Below are 17,087 nucleotides of genomic sequence, written 5' to 3'. Positions count from 1 at the left end.
ATGAGAAATGTTAATCATATTCGGAATTCGCAATCCGGCCGCGCCGAGGTTAGCTGGACATAGGGGGAAGGAGCGTGAATGGACACTGGCAAACGTACGATACTAAAGGCAATTCTGTGGAACGCGCTGGGACTTTTGACGATGTCCCTCGTGGGGCTCGCGATGACCGGCTCGGCCGCCGTCGGCGGTGCGATGGCGGTCATGAACACGCTGATCGGGCTGACCTGCTACGTCGCCTATGAGCGGGTCTGGGCGCGCATCGGCTGGGGCCGGACCGGCGGGCACAGCCATGGCTGAGCGGACCCCTGCCGTCGAATGGCCGACGCTCGCGCTCATCGGGGCGGTCTACCTTGTATGGGCCGGCGCGACGCTCTGGCTCGCCGCCTGGTCGCTGCCGCTCGCGATGGTGGCGCTGACGCTCGCGGTGACGCTGCATTCCTCGCTCCAGCACGAGGTGCTCCACGGCCACCCGTTCCGGTCGCGGCCGCTCAACGAGGCGCTGGTGTTCCTGCCGATCGGGCTTTTCTACCCCTATGGCCGGTTCCGCGACCTGCACCTCGCGCATCACCGCGACGAGAACCTCACCGATCCCTATGACGACCCGGAATCGAACTATCTCGACCCGGCGGTCTGGGCGCGGCTGCCGGGGGCGCTGAAGCTCCTCTTCAGGGTCAACAATACGCTCCTGGGGCGGATGGTGTTCGGCCCGGCGATCTCGGTCGCCGCAGTTCTGCGCGCCGACTTTCGGGCGATTTGCGCCGGCGATCGGGCAATCGCGCGGGACTGGGCGCTGCACGCGGCGGGGCTCGCGCTCGTCGCACTCTGGATCGCTTCCGCGGCGATGCCGTTCTGGGCGTATTTCGTCTCGGCCTATGCCGGCATGTCGATCCTGAAGATCCGCACCTTTCTCGAGCACCGTGCCCATGACCTCGCGCGCGGCCGCACGGTGATCGTCGAGCGCGGCGCGGTCCTGCCGTTCCTGTTCCTCAACAACAACCTCCACGTCGTGCATCACAGCAAGCCCGGCATGGCCTGGTACCGGCTGCCCGCGCATTACGCCGCCAACCGGGCGGAGTTCCTGCGCCGCAACGACAACTACGTCTTCGCCTCCTATGGCGAGATCTTCCGGCGCTACCTCGTCAAGCCGAAGGATCCGGTGCCGCATCCCTTGCGCTGAGCTTCCAAGCACCGCAGGGCCGTGCCAGAAGGGGGCATGAGCCCCTGGGTGATCCTCACGCTGGCCGCCGCGGCCCTGCAGACACTGCGCTTCATGCTGCAAAAGCAGCTTCGGGGCGCAGGTCTCTCGACCGGCGGCGCCACCTTCGCACGGTTCCTCTTCGCGGCCCCGGCGGCGGCTTTCCTCGCGATGCTCGCTCTGGCGGCGGCCGGAACCCCGCTACCCTGCCCGGCGCCGGCCTTCTGGGGCTATGTCGCGATGGGCGGGCTCGCGCAGATCGTCGCGACGATGCTGACGGTCGCGCTCTTCCAGTTCAGGAATTTCGCCGTCGGCGTCGCCTTCACTAAGACCGAGACGGTGCAGGTCGCGCTCTTCTCGGCGGTCTTCCTCGACGAGGCGGTGGGCGGGATCGGCTGGCTCGCCATCGCGCTCGGCCTCGCGGGCGTGCTCCTTCTGTCGAAGGCGCCGGCGCGGGGCGCGCGGCTCTTCGGCCGGCCCGCGCTCTACGGGGTCGCGGCCGGGGCGCTCTTCGGGCTCTCGGCGATCGGCTATCGCGGCGCGACGCTGGAACTGATGCCGCTGCCCTTCTTCCTCCGCGCGCTCCTCGCGCTCGCCGCGGCGACGACGCTGCAGACCGCGGCGATGGCGGCCTGGCTCGGCTGGCGCGAGAAAGGCGAGATCGCCCGCGTCCTTGCCCGCTGGCGCCGCACCGCGCTCGTGGGGCTTGCCGGCATGCTTGGCTCGCTCGGCTGGTTCGCGGCCTTCGCCCTGCAGAACGCCGCCTATGTCCGCACCCTCGGCCAGGTCGAGATCGTCTTCACCCTCCTCGCCTCCGCGCTCGTCTTCCGCGAAAGGCTGAGTCCGCGCGAAGCCGCAGGCATGGCGCTCGTCGTCGCCTCGGTCGTGGTGATCGTGCTCAGCTTCGGCTGAAACGCCGTTTCCCTCATCTTGCCGTATGGGCCCTTACATTCTTCTTTTTGAAAATATCCCCGCCGGAGGCAAACCCGAGCGGCCCTTGCGAAAGCAAGGGGCGCGAGACGCGATCATGCGCGCGGGAACCGCGCGCGCGACCGGATCAGACGAGCCGCCGGAAAGCCGGAACGGAGCCGGAATTGTCGAAGAACGGCACACCGTCCTCGACCGGCTCGCCCTTCAGGTGCGCGGCGACCTCGCCCAGCACCACTTCGGTGATGAACGGCAGGTTGAGCCGCCGCGCCGCGCCGAGCGGCACCCAGTGCAGGTGGCTGAGCTCGTCGGAGGCGCGGGCGAAATCGTCCGGGTCGCCGGCGATCGCCGCGGCATCGGCGAGAAAGAAGCGCGCGTCGAAGCGGCGCGGCCGGCCCGGCGGCGTGATCGCGCGGAAGACGAAGCTGAGCGCCGCCGCCGCCGGCAGGTGCCCTGTCGCGGCGAAGTCGCGCCAGCCCTCCGGCACGGCTCCGGGCCAGGCGCCGGGGGTGCCGAGGATGAGCCCGGTCTCCTCCCAGAGCTCGCGGATCGCCCCGGCGGCGAGCGCCGGGCCGAGGCCGGGTGCCGCGCAGTCGGCGATGCGGGCAAGGCAGCCCGGCGCAAGGTCGGAGGCGAAGGGCACCGAGGCATCGGCCGCGTCGACCGCGCCGCCGGGGAAGACGTACTTGCTCGGCATGAAGGCCGCGCCGGCGCCGCGCTGGCCCATCAACACCGCGGGCTCGTCCCCGTCGCGGCGCACCAGAAGCACCGTGGCCGCGTCGCGGACCGGCGGGGAGGCGGCCTCAGACATCGCCGCCCGTGCCGAAGCCGTGCATCCTCTTGGCCCATTGCAGGGCCACGAACATGCCCTTGATCCGCGGCAGGAGATAGAGCGAGAGCGCGACGCAGCCAGTCGCGAAGATCCCCGACAGCACCAGCGGGTCGGGGCGGAACTCGACGAAGGCCCAACCGATCAGCGGCGCCATCAGGTGGCCGACGATCAGGATCGTCACATAGGCCGGCCCGTCATCGGCGCGCTGGTGGTGCAGCGCCTCGCCGCAGGCGGGGCAGGCGTCCCGCACCTTCAGGTAGCCCTTCAGAAGCGCGCCCTCGCCGCAGGAGGGGCAGCGCCGGCGCCAGCCGCGCAGGAGCGCCGGCTTCATCGGCCGGTCATCCTCGGGTTCGATCGTCACATCGGTCATGGTCGCGTCTCCTGTTGCCCAGCATCTAGCACCGAACCGAGGCCGCGCGATACCCCGCTGCGCTTTTTCGCCCAGCGACCGACGGAACCGCCCGGCCCGCGCGTTTCATGGATCAGAGGGCGGCGCGACCGCCCGGCTCTTGCAACGGAAAGGAATCGAGGATGATCAGGAAAAGCCTTCTCGCAGCACTTGCGCTTTCGGTCGGGGCCGCGGCGCTCGCCGCACCGACCGTCCTCGCGGCGCATGACCGAGGCTTCGGGCGCGGCGGCAAGTCCGGGCACGAGATGCGCGGCGGCATGATGGGCCACGGGATGATGGGCGGCATGATGGGAATGGGCGGCATGATGGCCGGTCCCGGGCTCGACTTCGCGGAACTCGACGCCGATGGCGACGGCAAGATCACCGAGGAAGAGTTCCGCGCCCACCGCCAGGCCGAGATCGCCGGGCTCGATGCTGACGGCGACAACCTGATCTCGGCCGAGGAACTGGCGGCGCATATCGCCAAGCGGATGCAGGCGCGCGCCGAGGTCATGGCCAAGCTGATGCTCGAATCCCGCGACCTCGACGGCGACGGCAAGCTCGGCGCGGCCGAGATGCTGGCGATGCCGATGCCCGAGCGGATGTTCGGCTTTGCCGATGCCGATGGCGACGGCGTGGTGAGCGAGGACGAGTTCGACGCCGCGCATGAGCGGATGGGCCGCCGCGGCGCCATGCACCGCATGTTCGCGCCCGACGCGGCCACGGGCGAAGAAGGCGGCACCGAGTGACGATGAGGCGCTGCCCGCCCCGGCACCGGGGCGGGCAGCGATTGCGGTTTCACGGGTTTGAGGCTAGCCATTCCGCCGATGGGCAACGTAGTCGACGCATTGGCCGAGGCCTCGGACGAGGCGCTCCTGGTCCTTTACGGCAACGGGGATCCGGAGGCCGCGCGGCTTCTGACCGCGCGGTTGGCGCCGGTGGCCTACCGGGTCGCGGCGCGGATGCTCGGCGATCCGGCCGAGGCCGAGGACGTGGCGCAGGAGGCGATGCTGCGGCTCTGGCGCCTCGCGCCGGACTGGCAGGGTGGCGCGGCGCGGGTCTCGACCTGGCTCTACCGGGTCGCGGCCAACCTCGCCACGGACCGGCTGCGGCGGCGGCGCACGCTGCCGCTCGACGCCGCGGCCGAGCCGGCGGACGAGCGACCGGGAGCGGTTGCCGGGCTCGTCGCTCAGGACCGGGCGGCGGCGCTCGAGGCGGCGCTGATGCGGCTGCCGGAGCGGCAGCGCCAGGCGGTGGTGCTGCGCCATCTCGAAGGGCTCGCCAATCCCGAGATTGCGGAGATCATGGAGGTGGGCGTCGAGGCGGTGGAAAGCCTGGTCGCGCGCGGCAAGCGGGGATTGACAGAGGCGCTGGCGGGCCGGCGCGAGGAACTGGGGTTTGATGATGGCTGAGACGGACCGGACGGACGAGAGGCTCGAGGCCTTCTTCGAAGCAGCGCGGAGAGAGCCGCCGGTGCCTTCGGAGGCGCTTCTGGCGCGAATCCGCGCGGAGGCGCGGCAGGTGAAGGACGTGGCACGGCCCGTTGCGGCGCCGGTGCCCCGGGTGCCGCTCCGGGCGCGGCTCGCGCAGGCGCTCGGAGGCTGGCAGGGGCTCGGCGGGCTCGTCACCGCGACGGCGGCGGGCCTCTGGATCGGCTATGCGGGCATCGCCGATCCGGCGTCCTATGGCGGCGACATCCTGGGACTGGAGCCAGTCGCCGCGTCGGTCGAACTGATGCCGGGGACCGAGGATTTCGCGGCGCTGGTGATTGGGGAGTGATGGGCATGACGGAGCCGGAACAGACCGGGAAGCTCGGCGCGGGCTGGATGAAATGGGCGCTCATCGCCTCGCTCGGCCTCAATCTCTTCGTCGTGGCGGTGATCGCCGGGTCGATGGCCGGGCATCATCGTGGCGGTGGCCACTGGCGCCCGCATGACGTGGGTTTCGGGCCCTTCACCGAGGCGCTGAGCCGCGAGGACCGCGCCGCCCTGCGCGACGCCTTCCTCGCCGCGCGGCCGGATTATCGCGAGATGCGCCAAGAGATGCGTGGCGATTTCGAGCGGCTCGTGGCCTCGCTCCGGGCGGAGCCCTGGGATCCGGCCGCGGTCGCTGGGGCGATGGCGGCGCAGGGCGCCCGCACCGCCCAGCGGCTCGAGCTTGGCCAGCGGCTTCTCGTCGAGCGGATTTCCCAGATGTCGCCGGAGGCGCGGCACAAGCTTGCCGACCGGGTCGAGGTGGCGACGTCGCGGCGCTGGTGGCGCTGAGGGCGACGCTCAGGCGGCGCTGCGGCCGACCGTGACGATGTTGCGGCCATCGGCCTTGGAGTCCATGAGCGCGCGGTCGGCGAGATCGACGAGATCCTCGACAGAAGCCGGCCCCGGACCGAGCGCGAGGCCGATCGAGAGCGTGACCGGGATCGCCCCGCCGCCGTCGGGCACCGGCACGAGCCGGTCGCCGATCACCCGGCGCAGCCGTTCGGCGGTCGCCTGCGCGGCCTCGGGTGTGGTGTCGGGGAGCGCCACGAGGAATTCCTCGCCGCCGATCCGGGCGAGGAGGTCGACCGCGCGCAGGTTGCCGCGCAGCCGCGCGGCCACCTCGACGAGCACCGCGTCGCCGGCGGCATGGCCGCGGCTGTCGTTGATCGCCTTGAAGCGGTCGAGGTCGAGCACCATCACCGCGAACTGCCGTCCCGCCGCGCGCGCGCGCTCGGCGATGCGGGAGAGATGCGGCAGCGCGTAGCGGCGGTTATGGAGCCCGGTGAGCGGATCGGTCATCGCGAGCCTGAGCCCGTTCTCAAGCGAAGCGCGGAGCCGGTCGGACTGCCGCTTGCGGGCGATCTGGGTGCGGATCCGAAGCGCCATCTCGACCGGATCGGCGCCCGCCTCGATCAGGTCGCTCGCACCGAGGTCGAGCGCCACGGCGGCGGTGTCGCGCCCGTCGCGCGGCAGCATCACGCAGACCGCCGAGAAGCGGGTCGCGGGTCGCGAGCGCAGCTCCGACATCAGCGTGAGGCCGTCGCCCGGCCGCGCGAGGTCGGCGGCGACGACGAAGACATCCGGCACCGGCCCCGAGCCGAGGTCGCCGAGCACCGCGCTGGCGTCGAGCACCTGGAGCCGGTCGTTCAGCCGGCCCGCAAGGTCGCGTTTCCAGGCGAGCGCGGTCTCGGCCCGGCCGGCGATGAGGCCGACGAGCGCGGGACCGGCGAAGGGTTGCGGCCCCTCGGCGAACCCAAGCTCGCGGTAGGTGCCGTCGCGCAGGCCGAGTTGTTCGGCCGTCTCGCGCGCCCGGAGTAGGCTCCTGAGCCGCGCCATCAGCACCGCCTCGTCGAGCGGCTTCCAGAACACCTCTTCGGCGCCCGCGGCGAGCGCCTCCATCTTGCGCGCATGGTCGTGGAAGGCGGTGACCATCACCACCGGGATGCCGCTGGTCGCGGGGTCGGCCTTGAGCCGACGGCAGACCTCGATCCCGTTCATGTCGGGCAGTTCGACATCGAGAAGCACGAGATCGGGGCGCATCGCGCGCGCCCGTTCCAGCGCCTCGGCGCCGCAGGCGGCCTGCACGGTCTCGTAGAAGGCGGAGGCGAGCTTCACCTTCAGGACGATCCGGTTCGTCGCGACGTCATCCACGATGAGAATCTTCCCAGCCACGGCCGTGCTCCGTCCCGTTTACTTGCGCGTTCGTTGCCCTCATGATTCAGTCACAATGGTTAAGAAATGCTTTCCGGGGCGGTAACGAATGCGAAATACAACGGCGGTAGGGCGGGACTTCGCCGAAACCCTGGCGCTCCGGGCGTTGTCCTGGCTCGCGGGCGAGGAGGACCTGCTGCCGGTCTTCCTCGGCGCGAGCGGGCTCTCGGCGTCCGATCTCCGCGAACGCGCGGCGGAGCCGGATTTTCTCGTCTCGGTGCTGGATTTCCTGCTGTTGGACGATGCCTGGGTGATCGGCTTTTGCGACGCGGCGGGCTACGATTACGCGGTGCCGATGGCGGCGCGGCAGGCGCTGCCGGGCGGGGCCGAGACCCACTGGACCTGAGGCCATCGGCCTTCGGCGTTGCCTTGCGGGCGGAAAACCGGCAGGGTCTGGCCCAAACCCCGCCATCGCGGGAACGGGAGGAATCATGACCGAGATCCGCGGGCTTGTCTTTGACAAGGATGGCACGCTCTTCGACTTCCGCGCGACCTGGGGCGGCTGGTCGCGGCGCATGCTCGAGGAACTGGCGGGTGGTTCCGCCGATCTTGCCGCGACGCTCGGCGCGGCGATCGGCTATGACCTGCGCGACGGCAGCTTCGCCCCTGACAGCCCGGTGATCGCCCATACCGCGCCCGAGATCGCGGCCTACCTCCTGCCGCACCTGCCGGGCGCCGATCATGCGGTTCTGGTGGCGCGGATGAACGCGATGGCGGCGGTGACCGACCTTGTCGCCGCGACGCCGCTCGTGCCGCTCTTCGAGGCGCTCACCGCGCGCGGCCTCAGGCTCGGTCTTGCGACCAACGATGCCGAAGAGCCGGCGCACGCGCATCTGAAGCAAGCCGATGTCGCGCGCTTCTTCCAGTTCGTCTCGGGCTTCGACAGCGGCCACGGCGCCAAGCCAGATCCCGGCCCGCTTCTCGCCTTCGCCCGCTCGCAGGGACTCGCGCCCGAAAACGTCGCCATGGTCGGGGACAGCCGCCACGACCTCGTCGCCGGGCGCGCGGCGGGGATGCGCACGGTGGCGGTGCTGACCGGCGTCGCCGAAGCCGAGGACCTGGCCCCGCTCGCCGACGTGGTCCTGCCCGATATCGGCCATCTGCCGCGCTGGATCGACACGCAGGTGATGGCCGAAACCTGAGGGGCTCGCTCCAAAAACGACGCAATCCTGTCGCGGAAGGGTGCGAAGTGAAGCCTCCGCCTGCCGATGCTGTCCCGGACGGGCATCGGAGGACAGGGCATGTCGAGCGAGATCAGGCGCAAGCGGGCGGGCGGACGCGCCGGCCATGCCGAGCGGGCCGGGGTTAAGGCGATCGACCAGATGGAATGGCGCATCCCGGTGAACCCGGACCGGCCGATCGAGCCGATGGGCCCCGAGGGCGTTCTCGCGATCCACAAGGGCGCGATGCGGATCCTGAGCGAGATCGGCATCCGTTTCTTCAACGACGAGGCGCTGGCGATCTTCAAGCAGACCGGCTGCAGGGTCGAGGGCGACACCGTCCGTATGGACGAGGATTTCGTGATGGAGATGGTCGGCCGCGCGCCGTCCGAGTTCACCATCACCCCGCGCAACCCGGCCCGTGCCTTGCCGATGGGCGGCAAGCACATCCTCTTTGGCAACGTCTCCTCGCCGCCGAACTACTGGGACCTTGAGCGCGGCAAGGTCTCGGGCTTCATGGAAGGGTTCCGCGACTTCATCAAGCTGACGCAGTATTTCAACTGCATCCATTTCGCCGGCGGCTATCCGGTCGAGCCGATCGACGTGCATCCCTCGATCCGCCATCTCGACTGCCTCTATGAAAAGCTCACGCTCACCGACAAGGTGTGCCATGCCTATGCCCTGGGCAAGGAGCGGGTCGAGGACGGGATGGAGATGGTCCGCATCGCCGGGGGACTCAGCGAGGAGGCGTTCCGCGCCCGCCCCCACATGTACACCAACATCAACTCGGTCTCGCCCCTGAAGCACGACTTCCCGATGATCGACGGGGCCTTGCGGCTGGCGCGGAACGGGCAGGCGGTGGTCGTGACGCCGTTCACGCTTGCAGGCGCCATGGCGCCGGTGACGATGTCGGGCGCGGTGACGCTGTCGATCGCCGAGGCTTTGGCGGCGATCGTGCTTCTGCAATACGTGGCGCCAGGGGCGCCGGTCGGGATCGGCACCTTCACCTCCAACGTCGACATGAAGTCGGGCGCGCCCGCCTTCGGCACGCCGGAATACATGCGCGCGACGCAGATGACCGGGCAGATGGCGCGGTTCTACAAGCTGCCTCTGCGCTCCTCGGGCGTCTGCGCGGCGAACGTGCCGGACGGCCAGGCGATGTGGGAGACCTGCAATTCGCTCTGGGCGGCGATGCAGTCGGGCACCAACATGGTCTATCACGCGGCGGGCTGGCTCGAGGGCGGGCTGATCGCGTCCCCGGAGAAGTTCGTGATGGACTGCGAGGTGCTGCAGATGATGCAGCGCTACATGGAGCCCGAGGTCTGGGGCACGGGGCCGGACGATATCGCCATCGACACGATCGCCGAGGTCGGCTCCGAGGGCCATTACTTCGGCTGCCAGCACACCCAGGACCGCTACACGACGGCCTTCTACCAGCCGATCGCCTCGGACTGGCGCAACTACGAGGCCTGGCAGCTCGACGGTTCGGTCTGGACCGCCGAGCGGGCGCACCGGATCTTCAAGGCGATCATCGCCGAGTTCGAGGCGCCGCCGATGGACGAAGGGATCCGCGACGAGCTGAAGGCGTTCGTCGAGCGCCGCAAGGCCGAGGGCGGGGCGCCCACCGACTTCTGAGGCGATCCGGCGGAATGCGCGGGCTGGGGCCCGCGCATGCGCGTTCATCTCGCGACCTTCGCGGGGGCGGGCCGCTCGGGAGCCGCTACGCGGGGGATAGTTCAGGGCAAGACGAAGGGGGCGCGTTCCGCATCGCGGTGGCCTGCGGACGCAAACCCGGCCGAGCGGCTCGAGGGCTGGGGCAGGAAGGTCATGCTTGGGCCTCCGTCCGCGGTCTGCGCCCGGCCCGCAGGGCTGCGGGTCACCTTGTTCGAGCCGCGCGTCGCTGACGGCCGGGTCCGGACGGAGACATGGAACGCCGACTCCGGTGGTGCCGAGGGGGGCGGGCCTTAAGGGCGCTCGCATCGGGTGGGGATCGCGCTGTGTCGCAGCGCAGGCGGCGCAATAAGGCCGGGGAACTCCTCGTCGATCGCGTGTGCGGCTTCGGCGTTTCTTAACTCGGTCCGGTCTAGGCTTGGTCCCGGATAGGGAAGGGTGTGCCATGCACGGTCTCGTCAACCGGTCGATCCAATGTTTTCTGCGCGACACCTACGGTGCGGCGCTCTGGGCCGCGGTCGCGGCCGAAGCGGGTCTGGAAGCGCAGGGCTTCGAGGCGATGATGACCTACGACGACGCGCTGACCGATGCGGTCATCGACGCGGCTGCGCAGCGGCTGGCAAAGCCGCGCGAGGCTCTGTTGGAGGATCTCGGTATCTATCTCGTCGGCCGCGAGCCCCTGCGGCGGCTCTTGCGATTTGGCGGCCTGGACTATGCCGACTTCCTTCAGTCGCTCGCCGAACTACCGGATCGCGTGCGCCTGGCGGTGCCCGACGTCGACATGCCGGACCTCTCGGTGATCGCCACCGGACCGGGCCGCTTCACGCTTCTGTGCCGGGGCGGGCATCCGGGATACGCGGCGGTCTTTGCCGGGATACTGCGCGCGATGGCGGACGATTTCGGCGCGCTCGCACTGATCGAGGCCGGTGCCGCGCAGGGCATGGCGGATAGCGTCACGATCGAACTGCTCGAGGCGCAATTCGCGACGGGCCGGCGTTTCGATCTGGCGCGGCCGGGACGGGCGTGATGGACGCGGCGGTGAGATCAGGCCCGGCCTGCATCGACGAGGCGGAACTCGGCCGGCTGATGCCTATGTTCCTGTGGATCGCGCCGAGCGGGCATATCCGCGCCGTCGGGCCGACCCTGGCCAAACTCTGCGACGGGCTGGTTCTGGTCGGTATGCGGTTTTTCGAGGTCTTCGAGGTGAGCCGGCCGCAGGTGGTGGCGACGATGGCGGAAATGCGCCCGCTCGCGGGACAGCGGCTGCATCTCTCGCTGCGCCAGCCGCCGCGCACCGCGCTGCGCGGGCTCTGCGTTCCGCTGCAGGACGGCCAGGGCGCGATCCTCAACCTCTCGTTCGGCATCCGGGCCGCCGAAGCCGTCCGCGAGCACATGCTCAGCAACCGCGATTTCGCCCCGACCGACCTGACGGTCGAGCTGCTCTACCTGACCGAGGTCAAGGAGGCGGTTATGGAGGAACTCGCCGCGATGAACCGCCGGCTCCAGGCGGCGCAGCGTGCGGCCGAGGCCCAGGCGCTCAGCGATGCACTGACCGGACTCGCGAACCGGCGGTCGCTCGACCAGGCACTGGCGCGGGCTCTCGCCGCAGTCCGGCGCGGCGGAGTGGGGTTCGCACTGCTGCATCTCGACCTCGACTTTTTCAAGACGGTGAACGACACGCTCGGCCATGCGGCCGGCGACCTTGTGCTGAGCCATGTCGCCGAGGTGCTGCGCTCGCACACGAGGGTCGAGGACGTTGTGGCTCGCGTCGGCGGGGACGAGTTCGTCCTGATCCTCGGCGGTCCGATCGACGGTGCGGAAGTCATGAAGGTCGGGGCACGGATAATTGCCGGCCTCGAACGTCCCGTTGCGTTCGACGGCCGCGAGTGCCGGATATCCGGCAGCATCGGGGCGACGCTGTCGGCCGCTTACGCAGCACCGGATGCCGACCGACTGCTCAGCGACGCCGATTCCGCGCTTTACGTCTCCAAGCGGCGGGGGCGGGGACGATGCACGATCCATTGGGTCGAGCCCGATGGGCCAGTCGGGGCGAATCCGTCGGCTGATGGCTTGCGGTGATGGCCGACCTTGCCGGACGGGCGGATCGGGGAAATGCCCTGGCAGACAGCGAGATCACGGAACCGCGGGGTCGGTCGCGCCACGCTGCGATAGCGGCGGCTTGGCAAGGTGGCGCGCCCGGCCAAGAGAAAGGAGCGCCACGAGATGAGCGGGCCAAAGAGCGGCCGGAGAGTTTCGGCGGATGCCGGCGCGACGGGGCGAGGACGGCTGCCTCGTTCCAAATTCCTCCTGGGCAGTGTGATCCGGGACCGATGCCTGGTTGCGGCGCCTGGCCGGTCGCGCAACCGCGTTGCAGGCCTTCGCGATTGCCGCCGGTCGCGTCGGTGCAGGCGGGCAGTCGCAAGGTGGGATTGCACGAAACTCGTGAGAACCGCCGCCGCGGTGGTTCGGCTCGCGGGGCTGGACGGGTTAGCACGCGTCGGGACAGGTCAGGAGAAGCGGGCGGCGGACCTGGTGCGTCCGTGGCCCGGTCGTGAGGGGGTGATCGCTGCGGCCCGAGGCTCTGGTACGGTGTCCTTGGCACCGGAGCGGCGACGCAACGAACCGGGGCCGGCGGCAGCGATAGCGGCTCGGGCAGGGCGATGACGGAGGGCGTCGATATGAGTCGCGATGACCGGCGGGAGCGCTGGCGTGAGGCGCGTTTCTGGCCTGCGTGCAGACGTCGAGGCCGACACGCGCGATGGGGACGTTCTTCGCGGACCGACGCTCGGTCCGCGGCGTGGTTCAGTAGGCGACTGTGTGCGGGCAATCCCGGCTGCGAGCGCCGCAATCGACGTACCGCTGTCCGTCGCGATGCCGGATGGGGCGGGCTGACCGGTGGGGAACGGGCCGGTCGACGACATGGTTCGGCGCGCGAGTGTGCGGGCGATCTCGCTCGCGGTCGCCGCGATTGCTGCGCCTTTGGTCCTTGCGATGTCGGATGGGTCAGGCTGACCTGCGGGAGAGGGGCCGGTCCGCGGCATCGTTCGGAACGCATGTGCGCGGTGTACCGCGACCGGGAGAGCCACGGTCGCTGCGCCTTTGGGCGTGTCGACACCGGATGTATTCGGCCGTGCGGCGCGGAATGGGACGAGAGACGGCGTGATCAGCGCGCGAGTGTGCGGGCGATTTCGGTCGCGAGCGCCGCGATCGCCGCGCCGCTGGCCGCGGCGACGCCGGATGCGCCGGGCTGGGCGGCCGGAATGCGGATGTCGAACCGTTGGAGACGTTCGCGAACCGCCCCGTCGGGTGCGGAGATCGCGTATTGGCCGGAAAAGTCGAAGCTGCCGTCGGCCCGTGCCAGCATCCGTTCGACCCGGACGTCGAGCAGGGCATCGGCGGGCTCGGAAAGCGGCCAGGGCTCGGCGGCGACGGTCGCGCTGGTCGCGTTGTCGAGGCTGCGGGCGAGCGCGGCGGTCACGCCGCGCACCGGTTCATCTGCCCAGAGCGAGGTGCGGATGTTGCGCAGAGCGCCGCCCTGTTCCTCCTGGGAGATCTCTATCGCGGCGGCATAGGCCGGCAGCGACACGTCGCGGACCTCGATCGTCGCGACCGGAACGGCGATCGGCGTCGCCGCTGCCGGAGTGTTGATCAGGAAGCGGTCGGCGTTGCCGGCGCAGCCGGCAAGGGTGCAGATAATGCAGACGAGGGCAGCGCGGCGCATCGGGTCAGCGTCCTATAAGGAGGGAATTGGGATTGCGCTCGATCGCGCGGGCAAGCTGGCTGACGGCGCGGGCGGCGCTGCGGACCTCGCGCAGCGCCGAGAGCGTCTCGCCGTTGAAGCTGGAGCGTTCGCCATAGGCGGCGATGAGCGCCTCGGACTGGGCGACGAGCTTCTCGAGCCGGGCGGACAGGTCCGGAAGGCTCTCGGTGGCCTTCGCGACCGCGTCGGCGGCGTCGCGGGCCGAGGCCATGGTCGCGTTCGCATTCTCGACGGCACCGCCCTCGCGCAGTTCGGTCAGCGTCGTGCGGATCTCGTCAAGCGCAGCGTTCAGCGCGGGCGGCAAGTCGCGCGCGGCCTCGCTGCCGATCACCTTGTCGGCGCTGTCGAGCACCCGGGTCGCGGCGGCGACGAGCTCCTCGGCCTCGAGCGAATTGGCCTTCTTCGCGACCGCGCGCAGGTCCTCGACAAGGGCGGGGAACTCCGCCGAGGCGGTGGCGATGTCGGCGGTGATCGTGTCGGCGCGCTCGAGCGCGGAGGCGAGGTTCGTCATCGCGCCGCCCTCCTTCAGCTCGCTCACCACGGCGCGCAGTTCGGCCACAGTGGCGCGGATGTCGCCGGGCAGCGCCCGCATCGCATCGTCGTTGACGAGCGAGCGCGTATCCTCGAGGAGCGCCACGACCGTGTCGGGCACGGCGCGGGTGCTCTCGGAGCTCGTCACCGCCTCGATCGAGGCCATCATCTTGATCGCCTGTTCGATCAGCTCCTCGACGGGAAGGGCGTTGATCCGTTCGAACACGCCCTCCGCGGTCGCGGTGAAATCGGGCAGGTTCGACTTCTCGCTCGGCAGGATCGGGAGCGGTTCGGCCGCGCGGTCGAATATGGCCGGGTCGGCGTCCGGTATCTCGACCAGTTCGACGATCAGTGCGGCACTGAACATGCTGGTGGCTGCCAGACGGGCGCGCAGACCCTCCCCGACCGCGGCCTCGAAGAAATCGAGCGTGTCGGCCGCGCCCGCGCCCGCGGGCAGGCCGAGCCTGTCGGGCTCGATTGCGAGATTGGCCATAAGCCGCACGCGCGGGCCGGTTTCGTCATCCTCGACCTGCGCGGCGATCGCGGTGACCTCGCCGACCTTGAGCCCGCCGTAGCGCACGTCGGCACCGGGTTCGAGGCCGCTCACGGATTCGCCGAACTCGGCGGCGATCTGGACGGCATCGGCATTCGACCGGGAGACCAGGCTTTTGCGCGCGGTGGGCTGGTCGGGATAGACTTGGAACACATGGCCGGGGCTGACCGGCTCGCCGCCCTCGTAGATCGAGTCGAACTCGACCCCGCCGGCCAGAAGCGAGGCCATGCTGTCGAAGTTGACGCTGAGACCGGCGCCGCTCAGCGAGACGTCGAAGCCTGAAGTGTCCCAGAAGCGGGTCGCCGAATTGAGCCTTCGGTCGTGCGGCGCTTCGATGAAGGCGTCGACGACGATGGAGTCGGTCGTGACCGTGAGCCGCGGCTTTTCGAGCCGCCCGACCTCGACGCCGTGAAAGAACACCGGCGCCCCTTCGGAGATCAGGCTGCCGTCATCGGTAATCAGCGTGATGCGCTTGCCTTCGCGTCCGGGCTGCACCAGCGGCGGGCCGTCGGCGCCTTCGAACCGGTAGGCCTGCACGCCGGCCTCCTGGTCCCAGGCGCCTTCGATATAGACGCCGGACAGCACCGTGGAGAGGCCCGAGATGCCGCGGGTGCTGACCTTGGGGCTGACGATCCAGAACTGCGCCTCCTTGTCGAGGAAGGGGGCCACGTCCTTGTCGATCCGGGCGCGAACCAGAACCTTGGTGAGGTCAGGGGTGAAGGTCACCTGCTCGACCCGGCCGATGGTGACGTCGCGGTAGCGGATCGTCGTCTCGCCCGCCGTGACGCCGGGGGCGCTCTGGAAGGCAATGTCGACCAGCACACCGCGATTGGCGAAGTTCTGCCAGGCGAGGCCGAGCGAGATCGCGAGCGCGAGCACCGGCACGAGCCAGACGAACGAGAGATTCCGCCAGAATGACGGCTTCGGCTTCGAGATGTCGAGCTCTGCGGGGCGCGGTTCGGTCACGTGTCGTCTTCCTCATAGGCGTCCCAGAGGGTGCGCGGGTCGAAGTTCTGCGCGGAAATCATCGTGAATGCAACGGAAAGCGCAAAACTGACCGCGGCGATGCCGGGATTGATCGTGGCGGCGAAGTCGAACTGGACGAGCGCGGAGAGGATCGCGACGACGAAAACGTCGATCATCGACCAGCGGCCGATGAACTCGACGACCTCGTAGAGATGCTGCCGGCCGTGGCCGCGGATGACGACCGCCGAACGTGCCGAGAGCGCGAGATAGGCGATGGCGATGAACTTGCCGATCGGGATCAGCACCGAGGCGGAGAAGACGATCAGCGCAACGCCCCAGGAGCCGTGGTTCAGAAGCTCGATCGCGCCGCCGACGATCGTGTTCTCCTGCGTCTTTCCGAAATTCGTCGTCAGAAGCATCGGATAGGTGTTGGCGGGGATATAGGCGACCATGCCGGCGAAGAGCCAGGCCCAGACCCGTTGCAGGCTCTTGTCATCGCGGCTCCGCAGTGTTGCGCCGCAGCGCCGACAGGCGGGTTCGCCGGCGGCATGGACCTTGCCGCAGCTGGTGCAGCCGACGAGCCCCGCCCGCCTCGCGGTCAGGACCGCCTGCGTTCTTCGAGCGTTTTCCATATCGTCAGCCTGCACATGAAGTTGTCCTTGAGCACGGTCACGAGGACCAGTGCCGCGAAGGCCCAGAACGCGGGGCCGAGCGTGACCTTGGCAAGGCCCGCGATCTTCACCATCGCCACCGCGACGCCGAGGATGAAGATCTCGGCCATCGCCCAGGGCCGCATCGCTTCGGCCCAGCGGAAAACGCGCTCGGCCTGGGCGGCGGGACGCCAGCCAAGCGCCATCGGCGCGAGCGCGTAGGTTATGGCAACAAGCCGGGCGAAGGGCAGGGCGACGATCATCGCTCCGACCGCGACAGCGAGCGGCATCATCCACCCTTCGGAAAAGGCAAGGACCGCGCCGAGAACCGAGCTCTGCCGGTTGAGGCCACCGGCCTGAAGCTCGAGGAAGGGGAAGAAGACCGCCGCCACCATGAGGATAGCCGCAGTCGCGGCGAGCATCACGATACGCGTCAGCGCGCCGTCGCGCGGCGTCATCAGGGTCGTGCCACAGCGATGACAGCGGGCGCGCGTGCCGGGAACGACCACGGTCGCGTGATGGAGCGCGTCGCAGGTCGGGCAGGCGATGAGCCCGTCGAGCTGGGAAATGGGGGTCGTCGCCGTCACTGCTGTTGCGCCTCCTCCTCGGTCGCCGATCCGGTGCAGGTTACAGGAGGGAACGCGCCGAGCGCCAGACCGGGATTCCGCTTTGCATATTCACGGCTCTCATGCTGTCGCGGTGCGTTAACTGTGATTTGCAAATGTCTGTAATTTATTGAAAAAGTCAGGTTATGGTGAGTGAATCCGA

19 protein-coding genes are annotated in these 17,087 nt (G+C 69.6%); 12 read left to right on the top strand and 7 right to left on the bottom strand.

Annotated features, from left to right (window positions below; genetic code table 11):
- Positions 1-78 precede the first annotated feature (78 nt).
- The 3 genes from R5H32_RS13500 to R5H32_RS13490 are packed head-to-tail and all read left to right on the top strand — an operon-like array spanning position 79 to position 2,107.
- On the top strand, positions 79-297 hold the full coding sequence (locus R5H32_RS13500; protein ID WP_318339208.1) for a DUF2061 domain-containing protein: 219 nt from the start codon (positions 79-81) through the stop codon (positions 295-297).
- Positions 290-1,177, top strand: a complete 888-nt coding sequence (locus R5H32_RS13495) for a fatty acid desaturase (RefSeq protein WP_318339207.1) — start codon at positions 290-292, stop codon at positions 1,175-1,177. Before R5H32_RS13500 ends, R5H32_RS13495 begins: the two co-directional genes overlap by 8 nt.
- 36 nt (positions 1,178-1,213) lie before the next feature.
- Positions 1,214-2,107, top strand: a complete 894-nt coding sequence (locus R5H32_RS13490) for an EamA family transporter (RefSeq protein ID WP_318339206.1) — start codon at positions 1,214-1,216, stop codon at positions 2,105-2,107.
- Between the two features lie 145 nt (positions 2,108-2,252).
- Here the strand turns inward: R5H32_RS13490 and R5H32_RS13485 are convergent, their stop codons facing one another.
- Together R5H32_RS13485 and R5H32_RS13480 are read right to left on the bottom strand one after the other, a co-directional pair.
- Entirely contained in the window at positions 2,253-2,933 is a 681-nt protein-coding gene (locus R5H32_RS13485) for an NUDIX hydrolase (RefSeq protein WP_318339205.1), read from the bottom strand.
- On the bottom strand, positions 2,926-3,324 hold the full coding sequence (locus R5H32_RS13480; RefSeq protein ID WP_318339204.1) for a DUF983 domain-containing protein: 399 nt from the start codon (positions 3,322-3,324) through the stop codon (positions 2,926-2,928). Before R5H32_RS13480 ends, R5H32_RS13485 begins: the two co-directional genes overlap by 8 nt.
- A 161-nt stretch (positions 3,325-3,485) precedes the next feature.
- On the opposite strand from R5H32_RS13480, the gene R5H32_RS13475 reads away from it, so the two are divergent.
- From R5H32_RS13475 to R5H32_RS13460, 4 genes are all read left to right on the top strand, one after another.
- Positions 3,486-4,091 (top strand): EF-hand domain-containing protein, encoded by a 606-nt coding sequence (locus tag R5H32_RS13475; protein ID WP_318339203.1) that lies wholly within the window; start codon positions 3,486-3,488, stop codon positions 4,089-4,091.
- Positions 4,092-4,169: 78 nt separating this feature from the next.
- A complete protein-coding gene (locus tag R5H32_RS13470; RefSeq protein WP_318339202.1) occupies positions 4,170-4,754 on the top strand; it encodes an RNA polymerase sigma factor in 585 nt (194 codons plus the stop codon).
- Positions 4,747-5,121, top strand: coding sequence for a hypothetical protein (locus R5H32_RS13465; protein ID WP_318339201.1), 375 nt, complete (start codon positions 4,747-4,749; stop codon positions 5,119-5,121). The genes R5H32_RS13470 and R5H32_RS13465 overlap by 8 nt, the downstream gene beginning before the upstream one ends.
- Before the next feature lie 5 nt (positions 5,122-5,126).
- Positions 5,127-5,606 carry a periplasmic heavy metal sensor gene (locus R5H32_RS13460; protein ID WP_318339200.1) on the top strand — a complete coding sequence of 160 codons (480 nt, stop codon included), beginning with the start codon at positions 5,127-5,129 and terminating at the stop codon, positions 5,604-5,606.
- 9 nt (positions 5,607-5,615) lie between these two features.
- Here R5H32_RS13460 and R5H32_RS13455 read toward each other — a convergent pair whose 3' ends face one another.
- Positions 5,616-6,989 (bottom strand): diguanylate cyclase domain-containing protein, encoded by a 1,374-nt coding sequence (locus tag R5H32_RS13455; RefSeq protein ID WP_318339199.1) that lies wholly within the window; start codon positions 6,987-6,989, stop codon positions 5,616-5,618.
- A gap of 88 nt (positions 6,990-7,077) precedes the next feature.
- Between R5H32_RS13455 and R5H32_RS13450 the strand changes: the two genes are divergently transcribed.
- The 5 genes from R5H32_RS13450 (at position 7,078) to R5H32_RS13430 (ending at position 11,938) form a co-directional block, all read left to right on the top strand.
- Positions 7,078-7,374 (top strand): DUF3572 domain-containing protein, encoded by a 297-nt coding sequence (locus R5H32_RS13450; RefSeq protein ID WP_318339198.1) that lies wholly within the window; start codon positions 7,078-7,080, stop codon positions 7,372-7,374.
- Between the two features lie 85 nt (positions 7,375-7,459).
- The gene (locus R5H32_RS13445; protein WP_318339197.1) at positions 7,460-8,170 is read left to right on the top strand and encodes an HAD family hydrolase; all 711 of its coding nucleotides are present in this window, start codon (positions 7,460-7,462) and stop codon (positions 8,168-8,170) included.
- Between the two features lie 99 nt (positions 8,171-8,269).
- A complete protein-coding gene (locus tag R5H32_RS13440) occupies positions 8,270-9,823 on the top strand; it encodes a trimethylamine methyltransferase family protein (RefSeq protein ID WP_318339196.1) in 1,554 nt (517 codons plus the stop codon).
- Positions 9,824-10,304: 481 nt separating this feature from the next.
- Positions 10,305-10,886: a heme NO-binding domain-containing protein gene (locus tag R5H32_RS13435; protein WP_318339195.1), complete on the top strand. Its 582-nt coding sequence runs from the start codon at positions 10,305-10,307 to the stop codon at positions 10,884-10,886.
- Positions 10,886-11,938, top strand: a complete 1,053-nt coding sequence (locus R5H32_RS13430) for a GGDEF domain-containing protein (RefSeq protein ID WP_318339194.1) — start codon at positions 10,886-10,888, stop codon at positions 11,936-11,938. The genes R5H32_RS13435 and R5H32_RS13430 overlap by 1 nt, the downstream gene beginning before the upstream one ends.
- Positions 11,939-13,022: 1,084 nt before the next feature.
- Here the strand turns inward: R5H32_RS13430 and R5H32_RS13425 are convergent.
- Genes R5H32_RS13425 through R5H32_RS13410 form a run of 4 tightly spaced genes read right to left on the bottom strand, consistent with a single transcriptional unit; the run spans position 13,023 to position 16,906 of the window.
- Positions 13,023-13,580 carry a PqiC family protein gene (locus R5H32_RS13425; RefSeq protein WP_318339193.1) on the bottom strand — a complete coding sequence of 186 codons (558 nt, stop codon included), beginning with the start codon at positions 13,578-13,580 and terminating at the stop codon, positions 13,023-13,025.
- A gap of 4 nt (positions 13,581-13,584) precedes the next feature.
- Positions 13,585-15,669, bottom strand: a complete 2,085-nt coding sequence (locus R5H32_RS13420; RefSeq protein ID WP_318339192.1) for an MlaD family protein — start codon at positions 15,667-15,669, stop codon at positions 13,585-13,587.
- Entirely contained in the window at positions 15,666-16,301 is a 636-nt protein-coding gene (locus tag R5H32_RS13415; protein ID WP_318339350.1) for a paraquat-inducible protein A, read from the bottom strand. The genes R5H32_RS13420 and R5H32_RS13415 overlap by 4 nt, the downstream gene beginning before the upstream one ends.
- The gene (locus tag R5H32_RS13410) at positions 16,268-16,906 is read right to left on the bottom strand and encodes a paraquat-inducible protein A (RefSeq protein WP_318339191.1); all 639 of its coding nucleotides are present in this window, start codon (positions 16,904-16,906) and stop codon (positions 16,268-16,270) included. The genes R5H32_RS13415 and R5H32_RS13410 overlap by 34 nt, the downstream gene beginning before the upstream one ends.
- Positions 16,907-17,087 lie beyond the last annotated feature (181 nt).

The organism is Defluviimonas sp. D31, from assembly GCF_033436765.1.
Lineage (GTDB): Bacteria > Pseudomonadota > Alphaproteobacteria > Rhodobacterales > Rhodobacteraceae > Albidovulum.
Note: the sequence above shows the minus strand (reverse complement) of the source record. Positions and strands in the feature narration are given on the sequence as shown.

Coding starts and splice junctions, on each gene's coding strand:
- R5H32_RS13500 (WP_318339208.1), top strand. CDS start 79: ATGGACACTGGCAAACGTACGATACTAAAGGCAATTCTGTGGAACGCG.
- R5H32_RS13495 (WP_318339207.1), top strand. CDS start 290: ATGGCTGAGCGGACCCCTGCCGTCGAATGGCCGACGCTCGCGCTCATC.
- R5H32_RS13490 (WP_318339206.1), top strand. CDS start 1,214: ATGAGCCCCTGGGTGATCCTCACGCTGGCCGCCGCGGCCCTGCAGACA.
- R5H32_RS13485 (WP_318339205.1), bottom strand. CDS start 2,933: ATGTCTGAGGCCGCCTCCCCGCCGGTCCGCGACGCGGCCACGGTGCTT.
- R5H32_RS13480 (WP_318339204.1), bottom strand. CDS start 3,324: ATGACCGATGTGACGATCGAACCCGAGGATGACCGGCCGATGAAGCCG.
- R5H32_RS13475 (WP_318339203.1), top strand. CDS start 3,486: ATGATCAGGAAAAGCCTTCTCGCAGCACTTGCGCTTTCGGTCGGGGCC.
- R5H32_RS13470 (WP_318339202.1), top strand. CDS start 4,170: ATGGGCAACGTAGTCGACGCATTGGCCGAGGCCTCGGACGAGGCGCTC.
- R5H32_RS13465 (WP_318339201.1), top strand. CDS start 4,747: ATGGCTGAGACGGACCGGACGGACGAGAGGCTCGAGGCCTTCTTCGAA.
- R5H32_RS13460 (WP_318339200.1), top strand. CDS start 5,127: ATGACGGAGCCGGAACAGACCGGGAAGCTCGGCGCGGGCTGGATGAAA.
- R5H32_RS13450 (WP_318339198.1), top strand. CDS start 7,078: ATGCGAAATACAACGGCGGTAGGGCGGGACTTCGCCGAAACCCTGGCG.
- R5H32_RS13445 (WP_318339197.1), top strand. CDS start 7,460: ATGACCGAGATCCGCGGGCTTGTCTTTGACAAGGATGGCACGCTCTTC.
- R5H32_RS13440 (WP_318339196.1), top strand. CDS start 8,270: ATGTCGAGCGAGATCAGGCGCAAGCGGGCGGGCGGACGCGCCGGCCAT.
- R5H32_RS13435 (WP_318339195.1), top strand. CDS start 10,305: ATGCACGGTCTCGTCAACCGGTCGATCCAATGTTTTCTGCGCGACACC.
- R5H32_RS13430 (WP_318339194.1), top strand. CDS start 10,886: ATGGACGCGGCGGTGAGATCAGGCCCGGCCTGCATCGACGAGGCGGAA.
- R5H32_RS13425 (WP_318339193.1), bottom strand. CDS start 13,580: ATGCGCCGCGCTGCCCTCGTCTGCATTATCTGCACCCTTGCCGGCTGC.
- R5H32_RS13415 (WP_318339350.1), bottom strand. CDS start 16,301: ATGGAAAACGCTCGAAGAACGCAGGCGGTCCTGACCGCGAGGCGGGCG.